General features: G+C 72.2%; 19 protein-coding genes and 1 tRNA gene. 17 read left to right on the top strand and 3 right to left on the bottom strand.

Features of this window, described 5'->3' with window-relative positions; genetic code table 11:
• The first annotated feature begins 60 nt into the window (after positions 1 to 60).
• The 15 genes from ABZZ04_RS30460 (at position 61) to ABZZ04_RS30530 (ending at position 19,174) form a co-directional block, all read left to right on the top strand.
• Positions 61 to 1,584: a sugar ABC transporter ATP-binding protein gene (locus ABZZ04_RS30460; protein ID WP_356935445.1), complete on the top strand. Its 1,524-nt coding sequence runs from the start codon at positions 61 to 63 to the stop codon at positions 1,582 to 1,584.
• Positions 1,581 to 2,630, top strand: a complete 1,050-nt coding sequence (locus ABZZ04_RS30465; protein WP_356935446.1) for an ABC transporter permease — start codon at positions 1,581 to 1,583, stop codon at positions 2,628 to 2,630. The genes ABZZ04_RS30460 and ABZZ04_RS30465 overlap by 4 nt, the downstream gene beginning before the upstream one ends.
• Before the next feature lie 125 nt (positions 2,631 to 2,755).
• The gene (locus ABZZ04_RS30470; RefSeq protein ID WP_356935447.1) at positions 2,756 to 3,793 is read left to right on the top strand and encodes a substrate-binding domain-containing protein; all 1,038 of its coding nucleotides are present in this window, start codon (positions 2,756 to 2,758) and stop codon (positions 3,791 to 3,793) included.
• A 68-nt stretch (positions 3,794 to 3,861) separates the two neighbouring features.
• A complete protein-coding gene (locus ABZZ04_RS30475; RefSeq protein ID WP_356935448.1) occupies positions 3,862 to 5,103 on the top strand; it encodes a Gfo/Idh/MocA family oxidoreductase in 1,242 nt (413 codons plus the stop codon).
• An 11-nt stretch (positions 5,104 to 5,114) separates the two neighbouring features.
• Positions 5,115 to 6,119: a sugar phosphate isomerase/epimerase family protein gene (locus tag ABZZ04_RS30480; protein ID WP_356935449.1), complete on the top strand. Its 1,005-nt coding sequence runs from the start codon at positions 5,115 to 5,117 to the stop codon at positions 6,117 to 6,119.
• A gap of 333 nt (positions 6,120 to 6,452) precedes the next feature.
• Positions 6,453 to 10,178: a ThuA domain-containing protein gene (locus tag ABZZ04_RS30485; RefSeq protein ID WP_356935450.1), complete on the top strand. Its 3,726-nt coding sequence runs from the start codon at positions 6,453 to 6,455 to the stop codon at positions 10,176 to 10,178.
• 234 nt (positions 10,179 to 10,412) lie between these two features.
• Entirely contained in the window at positions 10,413 to 11,531 is a 1,119-nt protein-coding gene (locus ABZZ04_RS30490) for an inositol-3-phosphate synthase (RefSeq protein WP_356935451.1), read from the top strand.
• Positions 11,528 to 12,607 (top strand): SCO3242 family prenyltransferase, encoded by a 1,080-nt coding sequence (locus ABZZ04_RS30495; protein ID WP_356935452.1) that lies wholly within the window; start codon positions 11,528 to 11,530, stop codon positions 12,605 to 12,607. Before ABZZ04_RS30490 ends, ABZZ04_RS30495 begins: the two co-directional genes overlap by 4 nt.
• The gene (locus ABZZ04_RS30500; protein WP_356935453.1) at positions 12,604 to 13,461 is read left to right on the top strand and encodes a sugar phosphate isomerase/epimerase family protein; all 858 of its coding nucleotides are present in this window, start codon (positions 12,604 to 12,606) and stop codon (positions 13,459 to 13,461) included. The genes ABZZ04_RS30495 and ABZZ04_RS30500 overlap by 4 nt, the downstream gene beginning before the upstream one ends.
• 22 nt (positions 13,462 to 13,483) lie before the next feature.
• Positions 13,484 to 14,185, top strand: a complete 702-nt coding sequence (locus tag ABZZ04_RS30505; RefSeq protein ID WP_356935454.1) for an EboA domain-containing protein — start codon at positions 13,484 to 13,486, stop codon at positions 14,183 to 14,185.
• Positions 14,185 to 15,033, top strand: a complete 849-nt coding sequence (locus ABZZ04_RS30510) for a TatD family hydrolase (RefSeq protein WP_356935455.1) — start codon at positions 14,185 to 14,187, stop codon at positions 15,031 to 15,033. Before ABZZ04_RS30505 ends, ABZZ04_RS30510 begins: the two co-directional genes overlap by 1 nt.
• A 4-nt stretch (positions 15,034 to 15,037) precedes the next feature.
• A complete protein-coding gene (gene eboE / locus ABZZ04_RS30515) occupies positions 15,038 to 16,213 on the top strand; it encodes a metabolite traffic protein EboE (RefSeq protein WP_356935456.1) in 1,176 nt (391 codons plus the stop codon).
• Positions 16,210 to 17,652 (top strand): nucleotide pyrophosphatase/phosphodiesterase family protein, encoded by a 1,443-nt coding sequence (locus ABZZ04_RS30520; RefSeq protein ID WP_356935457.1) that lies wholly within the window; start codon positions 16,210 to 16,212, stop codon positions 17,650 to 17,652. The genes eboE and ABZZ04_RS30520 overlap by 4 nt, the downstream gene beginning before the upstream one ends.
• 104 nt (positions 17,653 to 17,756) lie before the next feature.
• The gene (locus ABZZ04_RS30525; RefSeq protein WP_356935458.1) at positions 17,757 to 18,800 is read left to right on the top strand and encodes a sugar phosphate isomerase/epimerase; all 1,044 of its coding nucleotides are present in this window, start codon (positions 17,757 to 17,759) and stop codon (positions 18,798 to 18,800) included.
• 286 nt (positions 18,801 to 19,086) lie between these two features.
• Positions 19,087 to 19,174 (top strand) — tRNA-Leu (locus ABZZ04_RS30530).
• Between the two features lie 233 nt (positions 19,175 to 19,407).
• Here ABZZ04_RS30530 and ABZZ04_RS30535 read toward each other — a convergent pair.
• Together ABZZ04_RS30535 and ABZZ04_RS30540 are read right to left on the bottom strand one after the other, a co-directional pair.
• Positions 19,408 to 19,935 (bottom strand): hypothetical protein, encoded by a 528-nt coding sequence (locus tag ABZZ04_RS30535; protein WP_356935459.1) that lies wholly within the window; start codon positions 19,933 to 19,935, stop codon positions 19,408 to 19,410.
• A complete protein-coding gene (locus ABZZ04_RS30540) occupies positions 19,929 to 20,435 on the bottom strand; it encodes an MBL fold metallo-hydrolase (RefSeq protein ID WP_356935460.1) in 507 nt (168 codons plus the stop codon). Before ABZZ04_RS30540 ends, ABZZ04_RS30535 begins: the two co-directional genes overlap by 7 nt.
• A gap of 342 nt (positions 20,436 to 20,777) precedes the next feature.
• Here ABZZ04_RS30540 and ABZZ04_RS30545 point away from each other — a divergent pair, with 342 nt between their 5' ends.
• Positions 20,778 to 21,725 (top strand): ATP-grasp domain-containing protein, encoded by a 948-nt coding sequence (locus tag ABZZ04_RS30545; RefSeq protein WP_356935461.1) that lies wholly within the window; start codon positions 20,778 to 20,780, stop codon positions 21,723 to 21,725.
• A complete protein-coding gene (locus ABZZ04_RS30550; RefSeq protein ID WP_356935462.1) occupies positions 21,722 to 22,552 on the top strand; it encodes an alpha-L-glutamate ligase in 831 nt (276 codons plus the stop codon). The genes ABZZ04_RS30545 and ABZZ04_RS30550 overlap by 4 nt, the downstream gene beginning before the upstream one ends.
• Before the next feature lie 220 nt (positions 22,553 to 22,772).
• Here ABZZ04_RS30550 and ABZZ04_RS30555 read toward each other — a convergent pair whose 3' ends face one another.
• The gene (locus ABZZ04_RS30555; RefSeq protein ID WP_356935463.1) at positions 22,773 to 23,264 is read right to left on the bottom strand and encodes a hypothetical protein; all 492 of its coding nucleotides are present in this window, start codon (positions 23,262 to 23,264) and stop codon (positions 22,773 to 22,775) included.
• Positions 23,265 to 23,298: the final 34 nt, after the last annotated feature.

A 23,298-nucleotide genomic window follows, 5' to 3' on the forward strand; every position in this document is an offset into this window, starting at 1 on the left:
CCTCCTCCGCTCCCGGCCACGTGCGAGCAGGGGAGACCCCACTTGCCGAGGGGATTCGTCATGGCACCAGAACCACCCCTGCTCACCATGTCCGGCATCACCAAGTCGTTCCCCGGAGTGCGCGCCCTGGACGGTGTGGACCTGGAGGTCCGGGCCGGTGAGGTCCACTGTCTCCTCGGGCAGAACGGCGCCGGGAAGTCCACCCTCATCAAGGTGCTCGCCGGGGCCCACCAGCCCGACGGCGGCGAGATCACCTGGCACGGCGCGCCGGTGACGCTCAAGTCGCCCGTCGCCGCGATGCGCCTGGGCATCGCCACCATCTATCAGGAACTCGACCTGGTGGAGGGCCTGTCGGTCGCCGAGAACGTCTTCCTCGGCCGGGAACCCGTCACCGCCCGCTTCGTGGTGCGCGCCCGCGCGGCCCGCACGGCCGCCGCCGTACTGCTGGAACGGCTCGGCCACCCGGAGATCGATCCGGCCCGCCCGGTCGGTGAACTGTCCGCGGCCCAGCAGCAGATCGTCTCCATGGCGCGGGCGCTCTCCCACGATGTGCGGCTCATCGTGATGGACGAGCCGTCCGCCGCGCTCGACCCCGACGAGGTCGACAACCTCTTCCGCGTCGTGGCCTCCCTCACCGCCGACGGCGTCGCCGTCGTGTACATCTCCCACCGGCTGGAGGAGATCCGCCGCATCGGCGACCGGGTGACCGTGCTCAAGGACGGCCGTGCCGTCGCCGGGGGGCTGCCCGCCAGGTCCACACCGACGCACGACATCGTTGCCATGATGACCGGCCGCAACGTCGAGTACGTCTTCCCGCCGCGCCCGGCGGATCGCGCCGGAACCGCGGCGGAGCCCGTGCTGCGGATCGAGGGGCTGACACGGAAGGGCGAATTCGCCTCGTTGGACCTGGAGTTGAGGCCGGGGGAGATCGTCGGTCTGGCCGGACTCGTCGGGTCGGGGCGTTCGGAGATCCTGGAGACCGTCTACGGGGCCCGCCGGCCGAGCGCAGGCCGGGTCCTCGTGGCCGGTGAGCCGTTGAGGCCCGGCAGCGTCCGCGCGGCCGTCGCCGCCGGGATCGGTCTCGCCCCCGAGGAACGCAAGGCGCAGGCCCTGCTGATGCTCGAATCCGTCACCCGCAACGTCTCCGTCTCCTCGATGTCCCGCTTCTCCAGGGCCGGTTGGCTCGACCGGCGGGCCGAGCGCCGCGCGGCCCGCGCCGCCACCCGCGAACTGTCCCTGCGCCCCGACAACCCGGACACCCCCGTCCGCACGCTCTCCGGCGGCAACCAGCAGAAGGCGGTCCTGGCCCGCTGGCTGCTGCGCGGCTGCCGGGTGCTGCTGCTGGACGAACCGACGCGCGGCGTCGACGTGGGGGCCCGCGCCGAGCTCTACGCCGTGATCCGCCGGCTGGCCGACGAGGGCCTGGCCGTTCTGCTCGTCTCCAGCGAGGTGCCCGAGGTGCTGGGCCTCGCCGACCGGGTGCTGGTGCTCCGCGAGGGCCGCGTCGTGCACACGGCGGACGCCCGGGAGCTCGACGAGCACCGCGTACTCGACCTGGTGATGGAAGGGAGCCCCACGTCATGACGCAGCCCGTTTCCCCGGCGCAGCAGGGCGGGCCGGATCGGGGGAGCGCCCCCGCCCCGGTCCCCGTCGCCGGGAAGGAGAACGGACCCGCGCGTGCCTTCCGGCCGCGTGTCGACGTCCGCAACCTCTCGCTCCTCGGCGTCCTCGCCGTACTGATCGCCGTCGGCGGCATCACCGAGCCCGACGCCTTCCTGGACACCGGGAACCTCCAACTGGTCCTGACCCAGGCGTCCGTCATCGGCGTCGTCACCGTCGGGATGACGTTCGTCATCACCAGCGGCGGCATCGACCTGTCGGTCGGCGCGATGGTCGCGCTGGCCTCCGTCTGGGCGACCACGGTCGCCACCCAGGAGTACGGTTTCGCGGGGATCGCCTTCACGGCCGTGGTCGTCGGGCTCTGCGCGGGGCTGGTGAACGGCCTGCTCGTCGCGTACGGGCGGATGGTGCCGTTCATCGCGACGCTGGCCATGCTCGCCTCGGCCCGCGGACTCGCCCTCCAGATCACCGACGGCAGGACCCAGATGGTCACCGTCCAGTCGGTCCTCGACCTGGGCCTGCCCGACTCGTACGTCCTCGGCGTCCCGCCGCTGGTCATGATGTTCGCCGCGGTCACCGTCATCGGCTGGCTGCTCCTGAACCGCACCACCTTCGGCCGTCGCACCGTCGCGGTCGGCGGCAACGCGGAGGCGGCCCGGCTGGCCGGCATCGATGTGCGCAGACAGCGGCTCCTGCTCTATCTGCTCTCCGGGCTGTGCTGCGGCATCGCCGCCTTCATGCTGATCGTCCTGGCCGGCTCGGGGCAGAACACCAACGGCAACCTGTACGAGCTCGACGCCATCGCCGCCGCGATCATCGGCGGCACCCTGCTCAGCGGCGGACGCGGCACCATCGTCGGCTCCGTGCTCGGCGTCCTGGTCTTCACCACCATCACCAACATCTTCGCGCTCAACAACCTCCAGAGCGACGTCCAGCAGATCGCCAAGGGCGCGATCATCGTCGCCGCCGTCCTGGTCCAGCGCCGCACGGCGACGCACGGCGGGACCTGACCCGGCGCCCCGCACCACCGGCGCCCCGTACCACCCGTACCTCCACCCCGTCTGTCCCATCAGTCCCACCCGCTCCCCCTGTGACAGCCACGACAGCCACGCACCGGACGAAGGGTTCGACAGCCATGCCAGAAACCAGCCGCAGACGACTGCTCCTCGGCACCGCCGCCGTCTCCGCGGGCGCCCTCCTCACCGCCTGCACCAGCAACGACCCCAAGAGCGAGGGCACCGCGAAGAGCAACGCACCCGCCGCCGACGACAAGCCCGGCAAACCTGTCACCATCGGCTTCGCAGGCCCGCAGGCCGACCACGGCTGGCTCAACGCCATCAACGAGAACGCCAGGTCGCGGGCGGCCGAGTACTCCGAGGTGACGCTGGAGACCACCGAGGGCTCCAACGACACCGCCGCCCAGATCGGCCAGGTCAAGACCCTCATCAACAAGAAGGTCGACGTCCTCGTCATCCTCCCGGCCGACGGCAAGGCGCTCACCCAGGTCGGGCTGGAGGCCATGCGGGCGGGCATCCCCGTCATCAACCTGGACCGGATCTTCGCCTCCCCGCAGGCATACCGCTGCTGGGTCGGCGGCGACAACTACGGCATGGGCCTCAACGCCGGCACGTACATCGGTGAACAGCTCAAGGACAAGAAGGGCGCCAAGGTCGTCGAACTGGCCGGCATCGACAACCTGGAGCTCACCAAGCAGCGCAGCCAGGGCTTTGCCGACGCGCTGAAGAACTACCCCGACATCGACCTGGTGGCCCGTCAGGCGGCAGAGTTCACCGTCGAGTCGGGCCAGGCGAAGATGGCCCAGCTCCTCCAGGCGCAGAAGCGGATCGACGCGTTGTGGAACCACGACGACGACCAGGGCGTGGGCGCGCTGCGCGCCATCCAGCAGGCGGGCCGGGACGAGTTCCTGATGGTCGGCGGTGCCGGTGCCAAGTCCGCGATGGACGCCATCAAGGCCGACGACAGCGTCCTGAAGGCCACCGTCCTCTACCCGCCGACGATGGCGGCGTCCGCCATCGACCTGGCCCGTGCCCTCGCCCAGGGCAAGGGCGTCGGCGGACTGGCCGAGCAGGAGATCCCGACCAGTCTCACCCTCTACTCGGCCGTGGTCACCAAGGACAACGTCGACCAGTACCTGCCGACGGGCTTCAGCTGATCCGGCCCGGGGGAGGACCGCGACCCTCCCGCCGCACCCACCGAACGACCGACGAGGAGGAAGCCCGGATGGCCCGCAGGGAAGAGACGGATCAGGAGGCCGCAGCGCCGCCGGAGCCGGCCGTGCCGACGGCGAGCGCGCCGGTGCTCGGCGTCGGCATGGTCGGATACGCGTTCATGGGCGCCGCCCACTCGCAGGGGTGGCGCACCGCGGGACACGTCTTCGAGCTGCCGATGAGGCCGGTGCTCGCCGCGATCTGCGGACGCGACCGGGCCGCGGTCGACGCGGCGGCCGCCCGGCACGGCTGGGCGGCGGCGGAGACCGACTGGCGGGCCCTGATCGCCCGGGACGACGTGCAGCTCGTCGACATCTGCACCCCCGGCGACAGCCACGCCGAGATCGCCGTCGCCGCGCTGGAGGCCGGCAAGCACGTGCTGTGCGAGAAGCCGCTCGCCAACACGGTCGCCGAGGCCGAGGCGATGACGGAGGCGGCACGGCGCGCGGCGGAGCGCGGCCAGGTCGCGATGGTGGGCTTCAACTACCGCAGGGTGCCCGCGATCGCCCACGCCCGGCAGCTGATCGCCGGGGGACGGCTCGGCGCCCTGCGACACGTCCGCGCCGCCTACCTCCAGGACTGGCTCGTCGACCCGGAGACCCCGCTCACCTGGCGGCTCGAACGGGAACGCGCCGGCTCGGGGGCCCTCGGCGACCTGGGCGCGCACATCGTGGACCTGGCCCAGTACCTGGCGGGGGAGTTGCTGGTCGGGGTGTCGGCGGTCAGCGAGACGTTCGTGCGCGAACGGCCGCTGCCCTCGGCCCCGTCGGGCGGGCCCCCCGGCGCCGCCGGCCCGGCCGCACATGGAGCGGTGACCGTCGACGACGCGGCCCTGTTCACCGGCCGGCTCGCCTCCGGGGCGCTGGCCTCGTTCGAGACGACCCGGATGGCGGCCGGGCGGAAGAACGCGCTGCGGCTGGAGATCAACGGGGAGCGCGGCTCGCTCGCCTTCGACCTGGAACGGCTCAACGAACTGGCCTTCCACGACCACACCGAACCCGCCACCACGGCGGGGTTCCGGCGCATCCTCGTCACCGAACCCCAACACCCCTACCTGGAGGCGTGGTGGCCGCCCGGCCACGCCCTCGGCTACGAGCACACCTTCGTCCACCAGGCCCGCGACCTGGTGCGGACGATCGCCGAAGGCACCGCTCCCGCGCCGTCGTTCGCCGACGGACTCCAGGTGCAGCGGGTACTCGCGGCGGTGGAGGAGAGCGCCGCGAAGAACTCCGTACACACCCCCGTGGCTCTCTAGGAGGCCCGCTCATGCCCCGTCCCTTCACACTCTTCACCGGCCAGTGGGCGGACCTGCCGCTGGAGGAGGTCTGCCGGCTCGCCCGGGACTTCGGCTACGACGGACTCGAACTCGCCTGCTGGGGCGACCACTTCGAGGTCGACAAGGCGCTCGCCGACCCCGGCTACCTGGACGGCCGGCGGCAACTGCTCGACAAGTACGGGCTGAAGTGCTGGGCGATCTCCAACCACCTCGTCGGCCAGGCCGTCTGCGACAACCCCATCGACGAACGGCACCGGGGAATCCTGCCCGCGCGGATCTGGGGGGACGGCGAGCCCGAGGGGGTGCGCCGCCGGGCGGCCGAGGAGATCAAGGACACCGCGCGGGCGGCCGCCGCCTTCGGGGTCCGCACCGTGGTCGGTTTCACCGGGTCGTCGATCTGGCACCTGGTCGCGATGTTCCCGCCGGTCCCGCCGCACATGATCGAGCGGGGCTACGAGGACTTCGCCGAGCGCTGGAACCCGATCCTGGACGTCTTCGACGCGGAGGGCGTGCGGTTCGCCCACGAGGTGCACCCCGGTGAGATCGCGTACGACTACTGGACCACGCACCGCGCGCTGGAGGCCGTCGGCCACCGGGCGGCGTTCGGGCTGAACTTCGACCCGAGCCACTTCGTCTGGCAGGACCTGGACCCGGTCGGCTTCCTGTACGACTTCCGGGACCGGATCCACCACGTGGACTGCAAGGAGGCGCGCAGACGGCTGGACGGCCGCAACGGGCGGCTCGGCTCGCACCTGCCGTGGGGCGACCCGCGGCGTGGCTGGGACTTCGTCTCCGCCGGGCACGGCGACGTGCCGTGGGAGGACGTCTTCCGGATGCTGCGGTCCATCGGCTACGAGGGGCCGGTCTCGGTGGAGTGGGAGGACGCCGGGATGGACCGGCTGGTGGGGGCGCCGGAGGCGCTGGCCACGCTGAAGCGGTACGACTTCGAGCCGCCCGCCGCCTCGTTCGACGCGGCGTTCGGGGGCGGCGACTGACGGTCCGTCCCCGGCCCGTACGGCACGGGAAGAAACGGCGAGGAGCGATACGGCGCGAGGCGGTACGGAACGGCACGGGCGGCATGAGCGCCCCGCGGCCGTTCCGCGCCGCCCCCTGCCCTCGCACCGCTTTGTCCTGACCTCGGTAAAAGTTCGACGGACTGCCGCACAAGGGCTTTCCGTCCCGGACGAACGGGTCTACCGTCCAAAACGTGTACATGACATGACCTGGTCGTCGGTGCCCCACCGGCCCCCGACCCCCGCGCGGCAGTCCCCGCGCAGAACGGCACGGCAGCACCCGCCCGTACAACCGGCACCCCCCGGAGGACACTCGTGCACGGAACCACCACCCCGAACAGGAGCAGGACAAGACTCCGCGTCCGCAAATCCCTCGCACTGCTCACCGGTGGGCTGCTCGCCGCGGCCACCCTCGCGCTCGGCCCGCCGCCCACAGCCTCCGCGCAGGAACCGGCACCGGCCGCCGCCGACGCGGCGGCCGAGGAATTCCAGCAGGTCACCCTCGCCAAGGGCGTCGCCGAGACCGGCGAACCCATGACACTGGCGGTGCTCCCCGACCGCAGCGTCCTGCACACCGCGCGCGGCGGCGAACTGTGGCTCACCGACAGCGGCGGCGACACCACACTCGCCGGCGTCCTCCCCGTCTACTCGCACGACGAGGAAGGGCTCCAGGGCGTCGGCGTCGACCCGGACTTCGAACGGAACCGGGCGATCTACCTCTACTACGCGCCCCCGCTGGACACCCCGGCCGGGGACGCCCCGGAGAACGGCACCGCCGCCGACTTCGCCGAGTTCGAAGGGGTGAACCGGCTCTCGCGCTTCGTCCTCGAGGAGGACGGCACGCTCGACACGGCCAGCGAGAAGAAGGTCCTCGACATCCCGGCCTCGCGCGGCATCTGCTGCCACGTCGGCGGCGACATCGACTTCGACGCGCAGGGCAACCTCTACCTGTCGACCGGCGACGACTCCAACCCGTTCGCCTCCGACGGCTACACCCCCATCGACGACCGGCCGGACCGCAACCCCGTGTTCGACGCCCGCCGCACCTCGGGGAACACCAACGACCTGCGCGGCAAGATCCTCCGCATCAAGGTCGCCGACGACGGCACGTACACCGTCCCCGAGGGCAACCTCTTCGCCCCGGGCACGGACAGGACACGCCCCGAGATCTACGCGATGGGCTTCCGCAACCCCTTCCGCTTCACCGTCGACAAGCCCACCGGCATCGTGTACGTCGGCGACTACGGGCCCGACGCCGGTGCGGCCGACCCCGCACGAGGACCGGGCGGCCAGGTCGAATTCGCCCGCGTCACCGAGGCCGGAAACTTCGGCTGGCCGTTCTGCACCGGCAACAACAACCCGTTCGTCGACTACGACTTCGCGACCAGGACCTCCGGCGAGCCCTTCGACTGCGCCGCACCCAAAAACACCTCCCGGTACAACACCGGCCTGGTCGACCTGCCGCCGGCCCAGCCCGCCTGGATCCCGTACGACGGCGGCTCGGTGCCCGAGTTCGGCACCGGCTCCGAGTCCCCGATGGGCGGACCCGTCTACCACTACGACGCCGGCCTCGACTCGGCCGTGAAGTTCCCCGAGGCGTACGACGGGAACTTCTTCGCCGGTGAGTTCGGCCGCCGCTGGATCAAGCGCATCGACCAGGGCACCGACGGCACGGTCAGATCCATCAACGCCTTCCCCTGGTCGGGAACCCAGGTGATGGACATGACGTTCGGCCCGGACGGCGCGCTGTACGTCCTGGACTACGGCACCGGCTACTTCGGCGGCGACCAGAACTCGGCGCTCTACCGCATCGAGAACGCCACCGGCGGCCGGTCACCGATCGCCGAGGCCACCGCGAACAGGACCTCCGGCACCGCACCCCTCAAGGTCGCCTTCTCCTCGGCCGGAACCACCGACGGCGACGGCGACCCGCTCACCTACAGCTGGGACTTCGGCGACGGCGGAACATCGACCGCGGCCGACCCCACGCACACGTACCGGAAGAACGGCACCTACACCGCCACCGTCACCGCCAAGGACCCCACCGGCCGCACCGGCACGGCCAACGTCCACGTGACGGTCGGCAACACGGCCCCCGTGGTGAAGCTGGAACTCCCCGGTGACGGGCAGATGTTCGCCTTCGGGGACGAGATCCCGTTCAAGGTGACCGTCACCGACCCCGAGGACGGCGCCATCGACTGCGCCAAGATCGAGGTCCGCTTCATCCTCGGCCACGACAGCCACGGCCACCCCATCACGACGGCCCACGGCTGTACCGGCACCATCAAGACGGAGATGGACGGCGGACACGACCCCAACGCCAACATCTTCGGAGTCATCGACGCCTCCTACACGGACGGCGGGGGCGGCGGCCAGGCCGCACTGTCCGGCCACGACCAGTCCCAACTCCAGCCGCGCCACCGGCAGGCCGAGCACTACAACGACTCCCACGGCGTAGCCCCGCAGAACAAGGCGACCGCCCACGGCGGCAAGACGGTCGGCGACATCCACAACGACGACTGGATCTCCTTCAAGCCCTACCTCCTCAGCGGCTCCACCGAGCTGACCGCGCGGATCTCCTCCAACGGCGCGGGCGGCTTCCTCGAAGTGCGGGCCGGATCCGTCACCGGCAAGCTCCTCGGCTCCGCGGCCGTGCCCGTGACCGGTGCCTGGGACAGGTTCCAGGACATCGACGTACCGCTGCGCGGAGTCCCGAGGAAGACCACCGAACTCTTCCTGGTCTTCAAGGGAGGCGCCGGGGCGCTCTACGACATCGACGACTTCGAGCTCTCCGACGACGCACCCGACAAGGCCGCCAGACGCGTCCTGGTCTTCTCGAAGACGGCCGGCTACCGCCACGACGCCATCCCCGACGGCATCGCGGCACTGAAGGAACTCGGCGAGGGCGGCGACATCACCGTCGACGCGACCGAGGAGCCCCGCCAGTTCACCACCGGCAACCTGGCCCGCTACGACGCCGTGGTCTTCCTCTCGACCACCGGCGACGTGCTGGGCGCCGACCAGCAGAAGGCGTTCGAGAACTACGTGGCCACCGGAGGCGGCTACATGGGCGTCCACGCGGCGGCCGACACCGAGTACGACTGGGAGTTCTACGGCGGACTCGTCGGGGCGTACTTCTCCTCGCACCCCGCGATCCAGCCCGCCACCGTCCGCGTCGAGGACCACGAACACCCGGCCACCGCCCACCTCGGCGACGAGTGGAACCGCACCGACGAGTGGTACAACTACCGCACCGATCCACGCGACCGGGCCAAGGTCCTCGCCACCCTCGACGAGACCAGCTACACCGGCGGCACCATGAAGGGCGACCACCCGATCACCTGGTGCCAGACCTACCAGGGCGGTCGCTCCTTCTACACCGGTCTCGGCCACACCAAGGAGTCCTACGCCGAACCGGAGTTCCGCAAGCTGCTCCTCGGCGGCATGCGGTACGCGGCCGGCCAGGTGAAGGCCGACTGCCGGCCCGACACCGGCTACCGGTCGATCTTCAACGGCAGGACGCTCGAGGGGTGGAAGCAGGCGGGCCCCGGAAAGTTCGACGTCGTGGACGGCGAACTCCGCTCCGAGGGCGGCATGGGCCTGCTCACCTACCAGGCCAGGGAACTCGGCTCGTACTCGCTCGAACTCGACTGGAAGATGCAGGGCGACGACAACTCCGGCGTCTTCGTCGGCTTCCCGGAGTCCGACGACCCCTGGTCCGCGGTGAACAACGGCTACGAGGTCCAGATCGACGCCACCGACGCGGCCGACCGCACCACGGGCTCGATCTACACCTTCAAGGCGGCGGACGCCAAGGCCCGTGACCGGGTCCTGCGACCACCCGGCCAGTGGAACAGCTACGAGATCAGGGTCCGGGGCGAACGCCTCCAGGTCTTCCTCAACGGAGTCAGGATCAACGACTTCACCAACACCGATCCGGTACGGAGCCTGAAGAGCGGCTACATCGGCATCCAGAACCACGGAGCCGACGACCACGTGTCGTTCCGCAACATCCGGCTGAAGGAACTGCCGCAGGAATAGGGGACCGTCCTGTGGCGCGGCGGGTGGGGAGGAACCCCCTCCCCACCCGCCCGGCACCACTCCGCCGTCCCGTTCCCCCGACCGCCCGTTCCTCGGCGGGCAGCGCTCCGACCGCCCCGTTCCCGACGCCCAGCGCCCTGTTCCCCGATGCGCACCGCCGCCGCACCGCCGTCACGAGCCGTCGCGGCGGCACCCGCTACGCCCAGCCGGCACCACCAGTCAGGGAGGCAGCCCGTGTCAGCACCCGCCCCACGCACCGGAGTCTGGTTCATCGGAGCACGCGGCTCCGTCGCCACCACCGCCATCGCGGGATGTGCGGCGCTCGCGGCAGGACTCCGGCCGGCGACGGGCATGGTCACCGAGACACCGCCCTTCGCCGACAGCGGGCTGCCCGCCCTGGCCTCGCTCGTCTTCGGCGGACACGACACGGCCGACTGCCCACTCCCCAAACGGGCCGAGGCCCTGGTCGCCGGGGGAGTGCTGCCGCACGGCCTGCCCTCGGCGATCGGCCGCGAACTCACCACCGCCGACGCGGAGATACGGCCCGGCGGACCGCTCCCCGGCGACACCCGCGACGACGAGGAACTCATCGCCGCGTTCGCCGCCGACCTCACCGACTTCGGCCACCGCAACGGGCTGACCAGGACCGTCGTGATCAACGTCGCCTCCACGGAGCCCGTCCCCGACCCCCGGGGGAAGCGTTTGCCCGCCAGCTCGCTCTACGCCGCCGCCGCGCTCCGGGCCGGCTGCCCCCACGTCAACTTCACCCCCTCCACCGGACTGCGCGCCCCCGCCCTCCGGGACGCCGTCGCGGCCTGCGGACTTCCTCACGCGGGCCGCGACGGCAAGACCGGTCAGACACTGCTCCGCTCCGTGCTCGCCCCGATGTTCACGCAGCGGGCCCTGTCCGTCCGGGCCTGGTCGGGCACCAACCTGCTGGGCGGCGGGGACGGGGCGGCGCTGGCCGACCCCGGCGCGGCGGCGGCCAAGAACGCGGGCAAGGAACGCGTGCTCGCCGACACCCTGGGCACCGCGCCCGAAGGCCGGGTCCACATCGACGACGTACCGGCCCTCGGCGACTGGAAGACCGCCTGGGACCACATCGCGTTCGACGGGTTCCTCGGCGCGCGCATGGTGCTCCAGACGACCTGGCAGGGCTGCGACTCCGCACTGGCCGCACCCCTCGTCCTGGACCTGGCCCGGCTGGTGGCCCGCGCCCACGAACGGGGCCTGACCGGGCCACTGCCCCAGCTCGGCTTCTACTTCAAGGACCCGGACGGCGGCCCGGCCGCCCTCTTCGAGCAGTACGAGGCGCTGCTCGCCCTCGCCGGGACACTGCGGGGCGACCGGTGACGGCACGTGCCTGGGCGGAACTCCTGCGGGTGTCCGCGCTGTTCACCGTCCCCGGCGACGCGCTCGCCGGAGCCGCCACGACCGGCGGACGCCCCGACCGCGGCACCGCGTTCGCCGTCGGTGCCTCCCTCTGTTTGTACGAGGCGGGCATGGCGCTCAACGACTGGGCCGACCGGGACGAGGACGCCGTGGACCGCCCGCACCGGCCGATCCCGTCGGGCCGGATCGCACCCGGCGCGGCCCTCGTGGCGGCGGGAGCGCTGACGGCCGCCGGACTGGGCCTCGCCGGGTGCGCGGGCCGCCGGCCGCTCGCGGTCGCCACCGTGCTGACGGCGACCGTCTGGGCGTACGACCTCCGGCTGAAGCACACCCCGGCGGGTCCGGCTGCGATGGCGGCGGCCCGGAGCCTGGACCTGCTGCTCGGGGCCACCGCGACAGGAACGGCGCGAGGGAACCCCGGCCCCCGACCCCACCGGAGCCCCGGACCCGACCGGAACCCCGGGCCGACCGCCAGCCGTGCCGTGCGCGGTTCCGCACGTGGCTCGGTACGCGATGCGCTCGGGGCGGCCGCCGCGCTGGGGGCGCACACCTACGCCGTGACCACCGTCTCCCGGCACGAGGCGCGGGGCGGATCCACCGCCGTGCCCCTGGCCGCGCTCACGGCCGTCGCCGTACTGGGCGCCGCGACCGCGCGCGGGCGGCGCCGCGCACGGGACATCACCGCCGTACCCGAGCAGCGCCGCGCACGGGGCGCCACCGCCGCACCCGAGCAGCGCTCTCTCACCCCCGCATCCCGCATCACCGCTCCCACCGCATCCCGGCGCATCCCCGCCTCCCGGGTCCTTCCCGCCGTGCTCGGCGCCGTCTACGTCCGTACCGCCGCGGGCCCCCTCGTCCACGCCGCCCTCAACCCGTCGCCACCGCTCACCCAACGCGCCGTGGGCGGCGGCATCCGGGCGATGATCCCGCTCCAGGCCGCCCTCGCCGCCCGCTCCGGGGCCGTCGGCGCGGCCGCCGCCGTCATGGGACTCGTCCCGCTCGCCCGCACCCTCGCCCGGAAGGTGAGCCCGACATGACGATCCGGCTCGGCTACGGCACCAACGGACTCACCGACCTCCGCCTGGACGACGCCCTCGGGCTGCTCGCCGACCTCGGCTACGACGGGGTCGGCCTGACCCTCGACCACATGCACCTCGACCCCCTCGCCCCGGACCTCGCCGCCCGCACCCGGCACGTGGCGTCCGGGCTCCGCCGGCGGGGGCTCGGCGTCACCGTCGAGACCGGGGCCCGCTACGTCCTCGACCCGCGCCGCAAGCACGGCCCGTCCCTCCTCGACCCGGACCCGGAGGCCCGCGCCGCCCGCACCCGGCTGCTGGTCCGGGCCGTGGACGTGGCCGCCGACCTCGGCGCCCACGCCGTGCACTGCTTCAGCGGCGTCACCCCGCCGGACACCGCGCCCGACACCGCGTGGCAGCGGCTCCACGACTCCCTCGCCCCGGTCCTGGAGGCCGCCGACCGGGCCGGTGTGCCACTGGCGATCGAGCCCGAGCCCGGACACCTCCTCGCGAACCTCGCCGACTTCCACCACCTGCGCGTCCTCAGCGGCGACCCGCCACCGCTCGGCCTCACCCTCGACATCGGCCACTGCCAATGCCTGGAACCCGACCCGCCCGCCGACTGCGTCCGTGCCGCCGCCCCGTGGCTGCGGCACGTCCAGATCGAGGACATGCGCCGGGGCGTACACGAACACCTCCCCTTCGGCGAGGGAGAGATCGACTTCCCGCCCGTGCTCGAAGCGCTCGACGGCCTCTCGGACACCGGCTACCGCGGCCTCACCGTCGTCGAACTGCCCCGGCACTCCCACGCCGGACCCGAACTCGCCGCCGCCTCCGTCGAATTCCTCCGCAAACACGGTCCGTCGGGCCGCTGAACCGGCCGAAGGGAGCAACACCATGCCGACGACCCGGAACACCACCCCGCTGCTGACCCGCGAGGAACTCGACGCACGGCTGGGCGGAGCCGCCCGCGCCTGGCTCGACGAGGCGCTCGCCGAGGCCGAACACTCCGCCGCTCACGACGGAACCCGCTCCGCCACCCACCCCGCCGCTCACGACGGAACCCACCGGCCGGACCACCCGTACGCAGTACCGCCCTGGGAACTGCGGTATGCCGAGGCAGGCCGCCGGTGCGGTCCCGAACACGCCGACTCCGTACGCGCGTTGCTGCTCGTCGAGGCCCGCGCCGCGCTGCCCGCCGTCACCAGGCTCTACGAGCAGGGGACCGCCGCCGAACGGCACGCCGTCCTGCTCGCCCTGCACCGACTGGACCTCGGCCCCACCGCCCTTCCGCTCGTCGAGGACGCGCTGCGCACCAACGACACCCGGCTGATCGCCGCGGCCGTCGGACCGTACGCCGCCACCCACCTCGACCCGCACAACTGGCGTCACGCCGTTCTCAAATGCCTCTTCACCGGGGTGCCGGTCGACGCCGTGGACGGGCTGGCGCGGCGCTCGCGAGGGGACGCCGAACTGGCCCGCATGCTGGGCGACTTCGCGGCCGAACGCGAAGCGGCCGGGCGCAGCGTCCCCGACGGTCTCACCCTCGTCCTCGGCCTCACCGTCCCCGGCGCCGCCGCCCCCACGGAGGAGTTCTGATGCGCATCTTCGACCCCCACATCCACATGACCTCCCGCACCACGGACGACTACCGGGCGATGTACGAAGCGGGCGTCCGCGCACTGGTGGAACCCTCCTTCTGGCTCGGCCAGCCCCGTACCTCGCCCGCCAGCTTCCTCGATTACTTCGACGCCCTGCTCGGCTGGGAGCCCTTCCGGGCCGCCCAGTACGGCATCGCCCACCACTGCACACTCGCCCTCAACCCCAAGGAGGCCAACGACCCCCGCTGCACGCCCGTCCTGGACGCCCTGCCCCGTTATCTCGTCAAGGACTCCGTCGTCGCCGTCGGCGAGATCGGCTACGACTCCATGACCCCGGCCGAGGACACCGCCCTCGCCGCCCAGCTCCAGCTCGCCGCCGACCACGGTCTGCCCGCCCTCGTGCACACCCCGCACCGCGACAAGCTCGCCGGACTGCACCGCACCCTCGACGTCATCCGCGAATCCCGTCTCTCCCCGGAACTGGTCCTGCTCGACCATCTCAACGAGACGACCGTGAAGGACGCCCTGGACAGCGGCTGCTGGGCCGGCTTCTCCATCTACCCCGACACCAAGATGGACGAGGACCGCATGATCACGATCCTCAAGGCACACGGCACCGAGAAGATCCTCGTCAACTCGGCCGCCGACTGGGGCAGGAGCGACCCGCTCAAGACCCGGAAGGTGGGCGACGCGATGCTCGCCGCGGGGTTCGGCGAGGACGACGTGGACCGGGTGCTCTGGCGCAACCCCGTCGCCTTCTACGGGCACAGCGGCCGGCTCCAGCTCGACGTCGCCGCGCCACAACCCCTCCACGAGGGCAACTCGATCCTGCGCGGCGGGGAGTGAGGAGATGCGCTTCCGCCACCCCGACGGCTCCACCGTCCACCTCGCGTACTGCACCAACGTCCACCCCGCCGAGACGCTCGACGGCGTCCGCGCCCAACTGCGCGACCACTGCGAACCGGTCCGCAGACGCCTCGGCCGCGACCGGCTCGGCATCGGCCTCTGGCTCGCCCGGGACGCGGCCCGCACCCTCGTCGACGACCCGGTCGAACTGCGGGCCCTGCGCGCCGAACTCGACCACCGCGGCCTGGAGGTCGTCACCCTCAACGGCTTCCCGTACCAGGGATTCGGCGCCGACGAGGTCAAACACCGGGTGTACGAGCCGGACTGGACGGATCCGGAACGGCTCGCCCACACCACCGACCTCGCCCGGCTCCTGACCGGCCTGCTCCCCGACGACGCCACCGAAGGAACCATCTCCACCCTCCCGATCGCCTGGCGCACCCCCTTCGGCACGACCCCCGGAGCAGCCCGTGCCGCACACACCGCCCTCGCCGCGCTGGGCGAACGCCTCGACGCCCTCGCCGAACTCACCGGCAAATCCATCCGCATCGGCCTCGAACCCGAACCCGGCTGCACCGTCGAAACCACCACCGACGCCATCACCCCCCTCACCGCCGTCGGACACCCCCGCATCGGTGTCTGCCTGGACACCTGCCACCTGGCCACCTCCTTCGAGGACCCCGACACCGCCGTCGACGCACTCGGCGCGGCGGGCATCCCGATCGTCAAGGCCCAGCTCTCCGCCGCCCTGCACGCCGAACACCCCCACCTGCCCGAGGTGCGCACCGCACTCGCAGCCTTCGCCGAACCCCGCTTCCTGCACCAGACCCGCACCGTCACCACCGAGGGCCTGCACGGCACCGACGACCTCGACGAGGCCGTCACCGGCCGGGCCCTGCCGGACACCGCGCCCTGGCGCGCCCACTTCCACATCCCCCTTCACGCACCTCCCGCACCACCGCTCACCTCCACCCTTCCCGTCCTGCGATCCGCACTGACCCGTCTCGTGGGCGGCGCCCGGCCGCTCACCGGACACCTGGAGGTCGAGACGTACACCTGGCAGGCACTCCCGGCCGCGCAACGCCCCCGAACACGCGCCCAGCTCGCCGACGGCATCGCCGCCGAGCTCACCCTCGCCCGCGACCTCCTGGTCGACCTCGGCCTCAAGGAGCTCCCATGACCCCGGCCGAACCGGCCACCACAGCCCTGACGGCCACCTCGCCCTCACCCTCACCCGGCTCCCCGGCACCCACTCCTCTCCTGGTCATCGACGTCGTCGGCCTGACCCCACGGCTCCTCGACCACATGCCCCGCCTCAAGGCCCTGGGCCGCTCCGGCACCCGCGCCCCGCTCGGCACCGTCCTCCCCGCCGTCACCTGCGCGGCCCAGTCCACCTTCCTCACCGGCACCACCCCCGCGGAGCACGGCATCGTCGGCAACGGCTGGTACTTCCGCGAACTCGGCGACGTACTGCTCTGGCGCCAGCACAACGGACTGGTCGCCGGGGACAAACTCTGGGACGCCGCCCGCCGCGCCCACCCCGGCTACACCGTCGCCAACATCTGCTGGTGGTACGCCATGGGCGCCGACACCGACATCACCGTCACCCCACGCCCCGTCTACTACGCCGACGGCCGCAAGGAACCCGACTGCTACACCCGGCCGGCCGCCCTGCACGACGAACTCACCGACAAGTACGGCACGTTCCCCCTCTTCCACTTCTGGGGCCCCGGCGCCGACCTCGTCTCCTCGCGGTGGATCATCGACGCCACCCGGCACGTCCTCGACACCCGCCGCCCCGACCTGGCCCTGTGCTACCTCCCGCACCTCGACTACGACCTCCAGCGGTACGGCCCCGACGACCCCCGCTCCCACCGGGCCGCGGCCGAACTCGACCGCGCCATGGCCCCCCTCCTCGACGACGCGCGCGACGAGGGCCGCACCGTCGTCGCCCTCTCCGAATACGGCATCACCCGGGTCGACCGGCCCGTGGACATCAACCGGTCCCTGCGCCGCGCCGGCCTGCTGGAGGTCCACACCCAGGACGGCATGGAGTACCTCGACCCGATGGCCTCCCGCGCCTTCGCCGTCGCCGACCACCAGATCGCCCACGTCTACGTACGCCGCCCCGAGGACCTCGAAGCCACCCGCGAAGCCCTCCGGGACCTGCCGGGCATCGAGCGGCTCCTCGACGACGAGGGCAAGAAGGCCCACGGCCTGGACCACCCGCGCTCGGGCGAACTGGTCGCCGTCGCGGACCCGGACGCCTGGTTCACGTACTACTACTGGCTCGACGACGACCGCGCCCCCGACTTCGCGCAGCTCGTCGAGATCCACCGCAAACCCGGCTACGACCCCGTCGAACTCTTCCTGGACCCCCAGGACCCCTACGTACGGGTCAGGGCGGCCGCGGCCGTCGCCCGCAAGAAGCTCGGCATGCGCTACCGCATGGCGGTCGTGCCCCTGGACCCGTCACCTATTCGGGGCAGCCACGGACGCCTGCCCACGAGCGACGAAGAAGGTCCGCTCATCCTGTGCTCCACCCCCCGTGCGTTCACCGGCCCCGTCGAGGCCACCGAAGTGAAGTCCCTGCTCCTCGGGCTCGCCGGACTGCGTTGAACAGGATCCCCGACCCGATCCACCCCGATACCGACCCGATCCGTTCCGATACCGGGCCGACCCGACTGCACTGACAACGTCGCACGCCCAGAAGGAGTTCCACCATGAGCCGCCGAACCCCCGTCGATGCCGAACTCGCCCACAGGCTGAGCAGGCGCTCCGTGCTCGGCGTCGCCGCAGGCGCGACCGCCGCCGCCCTCCTCGGCGCCGCGGCCCCGGCCGCCTCCGCCCAGGGGAAGCCGCAGGGCCGGCCCCAGGGCGCCCCGCTGCTGCCGCCCGGCCGCCTCGGCATCCAGCTCTACACCCTGCGCGACAAGGTCGCGACCCTCGGCTTCGACAAGGTCTTCGCCGAACTGGAGGCGTACGGCTACGACGAGGTCGAGTACGCCGGCTACACCCAGGGATCGGCCGGTGCCATCACCCCCGCCCGGCTCCGGCGGCTCACCCGCGACCACGGCCTGCGCGGCATAGGGAGCCACGTCGGCTACTACGACGACAACAACGCGAACGCCTACACCTTCGCGCAGAACCTCACCAAGGTCCTCGACGACGCCCAGACCCTCGGCCTCAAGCACATCGGCACCGCCTCCGGCCCGTTCCGCCACGGCTCGACGGTCGACGCGTGGAAGCGCGCCGCCGCCGACTTCAACGCCTACGGCGCCGCGGCCAGGGAACGCGGCATGAAGTTCTACCAGCACAACCACGCCGAGGAATTCTCCTTCGCCACCGACCGCCCGGACGTCCGCCTCTACGACGTCCTGCTCGCCGAGACCGACCCCGACCTGGTCTTCCTGGAGATGGACATCTACTGGGCCTATGTCGGCCAGTTCCGGTTCGGCAAGCGGGCCGACGGCACGCCCGACCCCTTCGACCCGCTGCACTACGTGCTGGCGCAGCCCGACCGGTACCCGCTCTTCCACGTCAAGGACGGCGAGCACGACGCCGCGGCCCGTGACGGCTATCGCATGGTGGACGTCGGGGACGGCGACATCGACTACAAGGGCTTCCTGAGCGCCGTCACCAGGACCCACGGCGGCCGCCGCGACCACCACTGGCAGGTGGAGCACGACCAGCCGATCGTCGACTCCTTCACCACGGCCCGCCGCTCCGCCGCCCACCTGCACTCACTGCGCCGGAAGGGCTGCTGACCCCTCGCACCCGACGGCTCCTCCCCGCCGCTTCCACCCGGGCGGAAGCGGCGGGGAGGGGCCGCGGTCGTACGCGCCACCGCACGGACCGTGGCGGGCGACCACAGCGAGTCACACGATTCGTGACCGTCCAAACACACAGGGTGCGCGATGTCGGGGGACGCCGGGAAAACGTGCCGTCCGCATCCATCGCACCGCACTGACCACCGGAAACGTGGGTGAGAGCCACCCTGAACCCCTGGTATTGTTTTCCATGTCGCCGCGGGAAACCGGGGCCGACCACCTGGTCCGGGTGGCGGAATGGCAGACGCGCTAGCTTGAGGTGCTAGTGCCCTTTATCGGGCGTGGGGGTTCAAGTCCCCCCTCGGACACCAGAGGTCAATCGACCAAACGAAGCCGGTCAAGCGATGATTTTTCGCTTTGACCGGCTTTTTCGTTGTGATGAGCGCGGCTACGGAGGCGGCCGCCGCTGCGCCCGTGGCCGACGCGGCCGGAGCACGGCCCGGCATCCCCGCCACACGGCCCAGCCCCGAGACCGCGGTGAGCACGTCCATGGCCCCGCCGAGCACGGCGCCGAGGGTTCCGGACTCGGGGCCGGGCCCTGCTTTCAGCAGCACACGTGCGTCCCCGCTGCCCGCGGACGCGGTTCGTCCCGGCTCCCGGTGGTCTCGGCGTCGGCGATCCGGCCGCGCAGCATGGCCTCCATCACCGCCATGAACCGCTCGGTCCGCGGCCGGCCGAGCACGAAGGGATTCGGTCCGTCGGGCCGGTCGCGAAGCTGCTCGGCGCGTTGGAGGCCGTGGTCGTTGGGGTGGTTGGACAGTTCCACGTCCGCTCCCGCCCGCACGGTCAGGGCCCGGAAGGACTGGACGGAGGAGAGGTGGGTGCGCAGCTCCGGGAGCGTGGCGGGCGGGAGCATGCCGCCCCACAGCATGGCGGTGTGGTGCCGGTTTCCCGCCCGTACCGGGATGATCGGCGAGACGGTGCCGGGGGTGTGGCCGGGGGTGTGGTGCAGCCGGATCGTGGTGCCGCCGAGCGTGAGGTGCTGGCCGTCCACGATGTCCAGGTCCCGGACGGGAGCGTCGGCGGGCCGAGTGCGGGCGACGAGGTCCCAGTCGGCCGGGGACATCAGCACCCGTGCCCCGTAGCGGTCGGCGAGCAGTTGCGCGCCCCGAAGTGGTCGTAGTGGCCCTGGGTGAGCACGATGTACTTGATCGCCGCCGGGTCGGCCCCCAGCGCCCGCAGTCCGGGGACGATGACGTTCTCGGCATCCGCCGGTGAGGCGAGCGCGTCGATCAGCACGATGCCGTCGTCGGTCAGTACGGCCATCGCGGAGACCCAGCCGGTGCTCAGCACGGCGAGGTTGTCGAAGAGCTTTGCCGGTGCCGGTGCGGGCGGGAGAGGGAAGGTGGCGCCGGGGGTCAGCGCCGCCACCAGTGCGCACAGCACCGGGTCGTTCCCGGCCAGTCCGCGGGCGTGGTCGTAGAAAGCCTGTGCGTCGGTGCCGGTTGCGGAGGCCCGTGCGGGGAGTGCGAGCGCGCCCGCTCCGGCGGCGAGGGCGGCGAGGGCGGCGAGCCGGCCGAAGCGGCGCCTGGAGAGTTGGCCGGCCGTGTCGTGCCGGGGTGAAGACGTCATCGCGGTTCTCCTCTTGTGCATGGTCGGCCGGGGCGTTGGGGCATCGGGACCGTGGGACGGCGAGCGGGGTGGTAGGGGCTCCGTGAGGGGCACGGTCGGCAGCCGGCCGTCGGCCGACTCATTTGCACAAAGACAGAATTGACACCTCTCATGCGTTTTCCGCATACGGCGTGGTGGTGGCCCGTGAGGCGCGGTTCGTGTTCGACGTGGTGTCAGCGACACCTGGCCGTCGTGGCTTTGGTATGAGCGTGACGTAGCGTTGCCCTTTTGGCGGTGTTCGGCAGAGCACCGCGGAGCATCGTTGCGCCCTCATCACCCGTGAGGGCGCCGAGGGGTGTTGGGATGAAGCTCTGCTTCCTCGTCGAAGAGCTGTACCGGAATGACGGCATGCCGCTCGACGTGGCCCGGCGATTGTCGTCGTGGGGTCACCAGGTGGACGTGATGCGACCGGGCGGTTCCCTGTTGCGGGTCTCGGAGGAGGTGCGGGCGGGCACCCACGACGCCTGGGTGCTCAAGACCGTGTCCGGCGGCCCGGGGCTGGCCATGCTGGAGGCCGCGGCGGCCGTGGGGCTGACCACGGTGAACGATGCGCGGTCGATCCGCGCGGTGCGCGACAAGGTCCTCACCTCGGTCATCGCGCGGCAGCACGGGCTGCCAGTTCCGGTGACCTATTCGGCGCCGCGGGCCGCCATGTTCGCGGACGTTCCCGACGAGTTGTTCCCCCTGGTGGTCAAACCCGCCGACGGCAGCTCGGGGCGCGGGGTGCGACTGGTGGCGGACCCCGGGGGGCTGGCCGGGGCGGAGCAGGCGGGCGAGGGCCAGTTGATCGCACAGCCCTATGTGCCCAACCCCGGTACGGACCTGAAGGTCTACTGCCTCGCGGGTGAATTCCACGCGACCCTGCGGCGTTCCCCGATCCACCCGGACGGACCGGCCGACGAGGGCCCGGTTCCGTTGTCCGACGAGGTGGCCGCGGTGGCGGCGGAGGTGGGGAAGGTCTTCGGGCTCGACCTGTACGGCATCGACGTGGTGTTCGGACCCGACGGCCCCGTGATCGTCGACATCAACGACTTCCCGAGCTTCCGTCGGGTGCCCGACGCGGTGACCCGGGTGGCCGGAGCCGTCCTCGACCTGGCCAGGAACGGTGGCGTCGCCGGGACGGGCACGCCCGCCCAGGCCCCACAGGTTCCCGTCCAGCCGCAGATCCCCCTCGGCCGGTCCCGCCCGCAGATCCCCCCGGGACCCGGAGCGGGCATGCCGGTGGCCGTACCGGGAGTCGTCCAGATATGAGGGTGTGCCTGCTGACCGACAAGCCGGACCACCCGATGCTCGCCGCCACCGCCGACGTACTGGTCCGGGAGGGGCACCGGGTGACGTTCCTGGACCCGGACTCCGGGGGTGGGCCCGCGCAGGACCGGGTCGCTCCGGACGACCTCGCCGACACCTACCTCCTCAAGGCGCACACACCCGGGGCGCTGGCCCTGGCCCGTTCCCTCGAAGAACGCGGCGCCCGGGTGGTGAACTCCGCCGCCGCGACGGAGCTGTGCCAGGACCGGAGCAGGCTCGCCGCGGTGGCCGAGGGGGCGGGGCTGCCGATGCCCCGCACCAGGACCCTGGGCGCGCTGTCCGAAGTCCTCTCCGGAACGGAGTGGCCCGGCAGCGGCTGTCCGCTGATGGTCAAGAGCCGGCACAGCCGGCGCGCCGACCTGGTGGCCCGTGCGGACGGTCCGGCCGAACTGCGGGAGCTCGCCGCCCGGTGGCCCGATGAACCGGTTGTCCTTCAGGAGTTCGTCGCGAACAGCGGCTGGGACCACAAGGTGTGGGTGATCGCGGGGCGGGTGTTCACGGCGGTGCGTCCCGCGCCGGTGGGGGCCCCGCCGTACGGTGCCCGGTCCGCGCCGCTGGTCGGGGAACTGCCCCGGGCCTGGGCCGGGACGGCCCTCCGCGTGGGCGAGGTGTTCGGCCTGGACGTCTACGGCGTCGACCTGCTGGACCGCGAGGGCGAGCCCGTCGTCGTCGACATCAACGCCTTCCCGGGCATCCGCGGCCCGGAGGACGCCCCCGCCGCCCTGGCCGCCCTGGCGCTGCGACGGCCCCGGACCGGTTCTCCCGTCTGAGGGACCGGGCCTCCCGGCCGGTTCGTGTCCGAGCCGGTTGGTTCGTGTCCGTGCGATGGACCCGTGCCTGAGCCGGCCGGACCGTGCCCGGGGCGACGGACTGCGCCGGGGCCGGTCGGTCCGTGCCCGAACCGGCGGAACCGGCCTCGCTTGCCGGGCGCCGCCTCCGACGGAAACCCACCGGAGGCGACGCCCGGACGGCGTCGTGGAGGCGCGGGGATCAGTGGAAGTTCAGGGAGGCGGAGCCGGCGGGGGCGGAGATCGATCCCGGGCAGAGGAAGCTGCCCGAGCTCTTCGTCGCGGTGAACGCCTTGTTCTGGTAAGTGCGGGTGGAGCCGCTGCGGGCCCACCCGACGTTCGCGGCCCGGTAGCTGCAGGTGACGATGGACTGCTTCACCGTGATGTCGATGAGGTCGGACGTCGCGAGGCCCGCCGCGTCGTCGAAGGTGACTGTCGGGTTGTTGTTGAGAGTGGCGCTCGCACCGCCGCCGCAGCTCACACTGCTGTTGACGGTGGCGCGGTCGATGGTCAGGGCGGTGGGCGGGTTCGCGCTGGCGGTGGCGTTGGTCCAGGTACAGGTGCTGCCCGCGGCGGTGATGCTGCCGTCGACCTGCGAGGCCGTCGGGCCCAGGGCGCTCGCCGCGGTGGACGCTCCGGCGACGACCGCGACGGTCAGGGCGGCGATGCATGAGATTTTCGGTGTGAGCCTCATGTCACTCCTTCGTGCCGCGCCCTTGTGGGGGACG

This window comes from Streptomyces sp. NPDC006435, assembly GCF_040612315.1.
In the GTDB taxonomy this organism is placed as follows: domain Bacteria; phylum Actinomycetota; class Actinomycetes; order Streptomycetales; family Streptomycetaceae; genus Streptomyces.

Excerpts from the sequence above, each read along its gene's own strand:
- ABZZ04_RS30520 (WP_356935457.1), top strand. The coding sequence starts at position 16,210 with ATGACCCCGGCCGAACCGGCCACCACAGCCCTGACGGCCACCTCGCCC.
- ABZZ04_RS30500 (WP_356935453.1), top strand. The coding sequence starts at position 12,604 with ATGACGATCCGGCTCGGCTACGGCACCAACGGACTCACCGACCTCCGC.
- ABZZ04_RS30470 (WP_356935447.1), top strand. The coding sequence starts at position 2,756 with ATGCCAGAAACCAGCCGCAGACGACTGCTCCTCGGCACCGCCGCCGTC.
- ABZZ04_RS30505 (WP_356935454.1), top strand. The coding sequence starts at position 13,484 with ATGCCGACGACCCGGAACACCACCCCGCTGCTGACCCGCGAGGAACTC.
- ABZZ04_RS30545 (WP_356935461.1), top strand. The coding sequence starts at position 20,778 with ATGAAGCTCTGCTTCCTCGTCGAAGAGCTGTACCGGAATGACGGCATG.
- ABZZ04_RS30465 (WP_356935446.1), top strand. The coding sequence starts at position 1,581 with ATGACGCAGCCCGTTTCCCCGGCGCAGCAGGGCGGGCCGGATCGGGGG.
- ABZZ04_RS30460 (WP_356935445.1), top strand. The coding sequence starts at position 61 with ATGGCACCAGAACCACCCCTGCTCACCATGTCCGGCATCACCAAGTCG.
- ABZZ04_RS30475 (WP_356935448.1), top strand. The coding sequence starts at position 3,862 with ATGGCCCGCAGGGAAGAGACGGATCAGGAGGCCGCAGCGCCGCCGGAG.
- ABZZ04_RS30555 (WP_356935463.1), bottom strand. The coding sequence starts at position 23,264 with ATGAGGCTCACACCGAAAATCTCATGCATCGCCGCCCTGACCGTCGCG.
- ABZZ04_RS30525 (WP_356935458.1), top strand. The coding sequence starts at position 17,757 with ATGAGCCGCCGAACCCCCGTCGATGCCGAACTCGCCCACAGGCTGAGC.
- ABZZ04_RS30550 (WP_356935462.1), top strand. The coding sequence starts at position 21,722 with ATGAGGGTGTGCCTGCTGACCGACAAGCCGGACCACCCGATGCTCGCC.
- ABZZ04_RS30510 (WP_356935455.1), top strand. The coding sequence starts at position 14,185 with ATGCGCATCTTCGACCCCCACATCCACATGACCTCCCGCACCACGGAC.
- ABZZ04_RS30540 (WP_356935460.1), bottom strand. The coding sequence starts at position 20,435 with ATGACGTCTTCACCCCGGCACGACACGGCCGGCCAACTCTCCAGGCGC.
- eboE (WP_356935456.1), top strand. The coding sequence starts at position 15,038 with ATGCGCTTCCGCCACCCCGACGGCTCCACCGTCCACCTCGCGTACTGC.
- ABZZ04_RS30480 (WP_356935449.1), top strand. The coding sequence starts at position 5,115 with ATGCCCCGTCCCTTCACACTCTTCACCGGCCAGTGGGCGGACCTGCCG.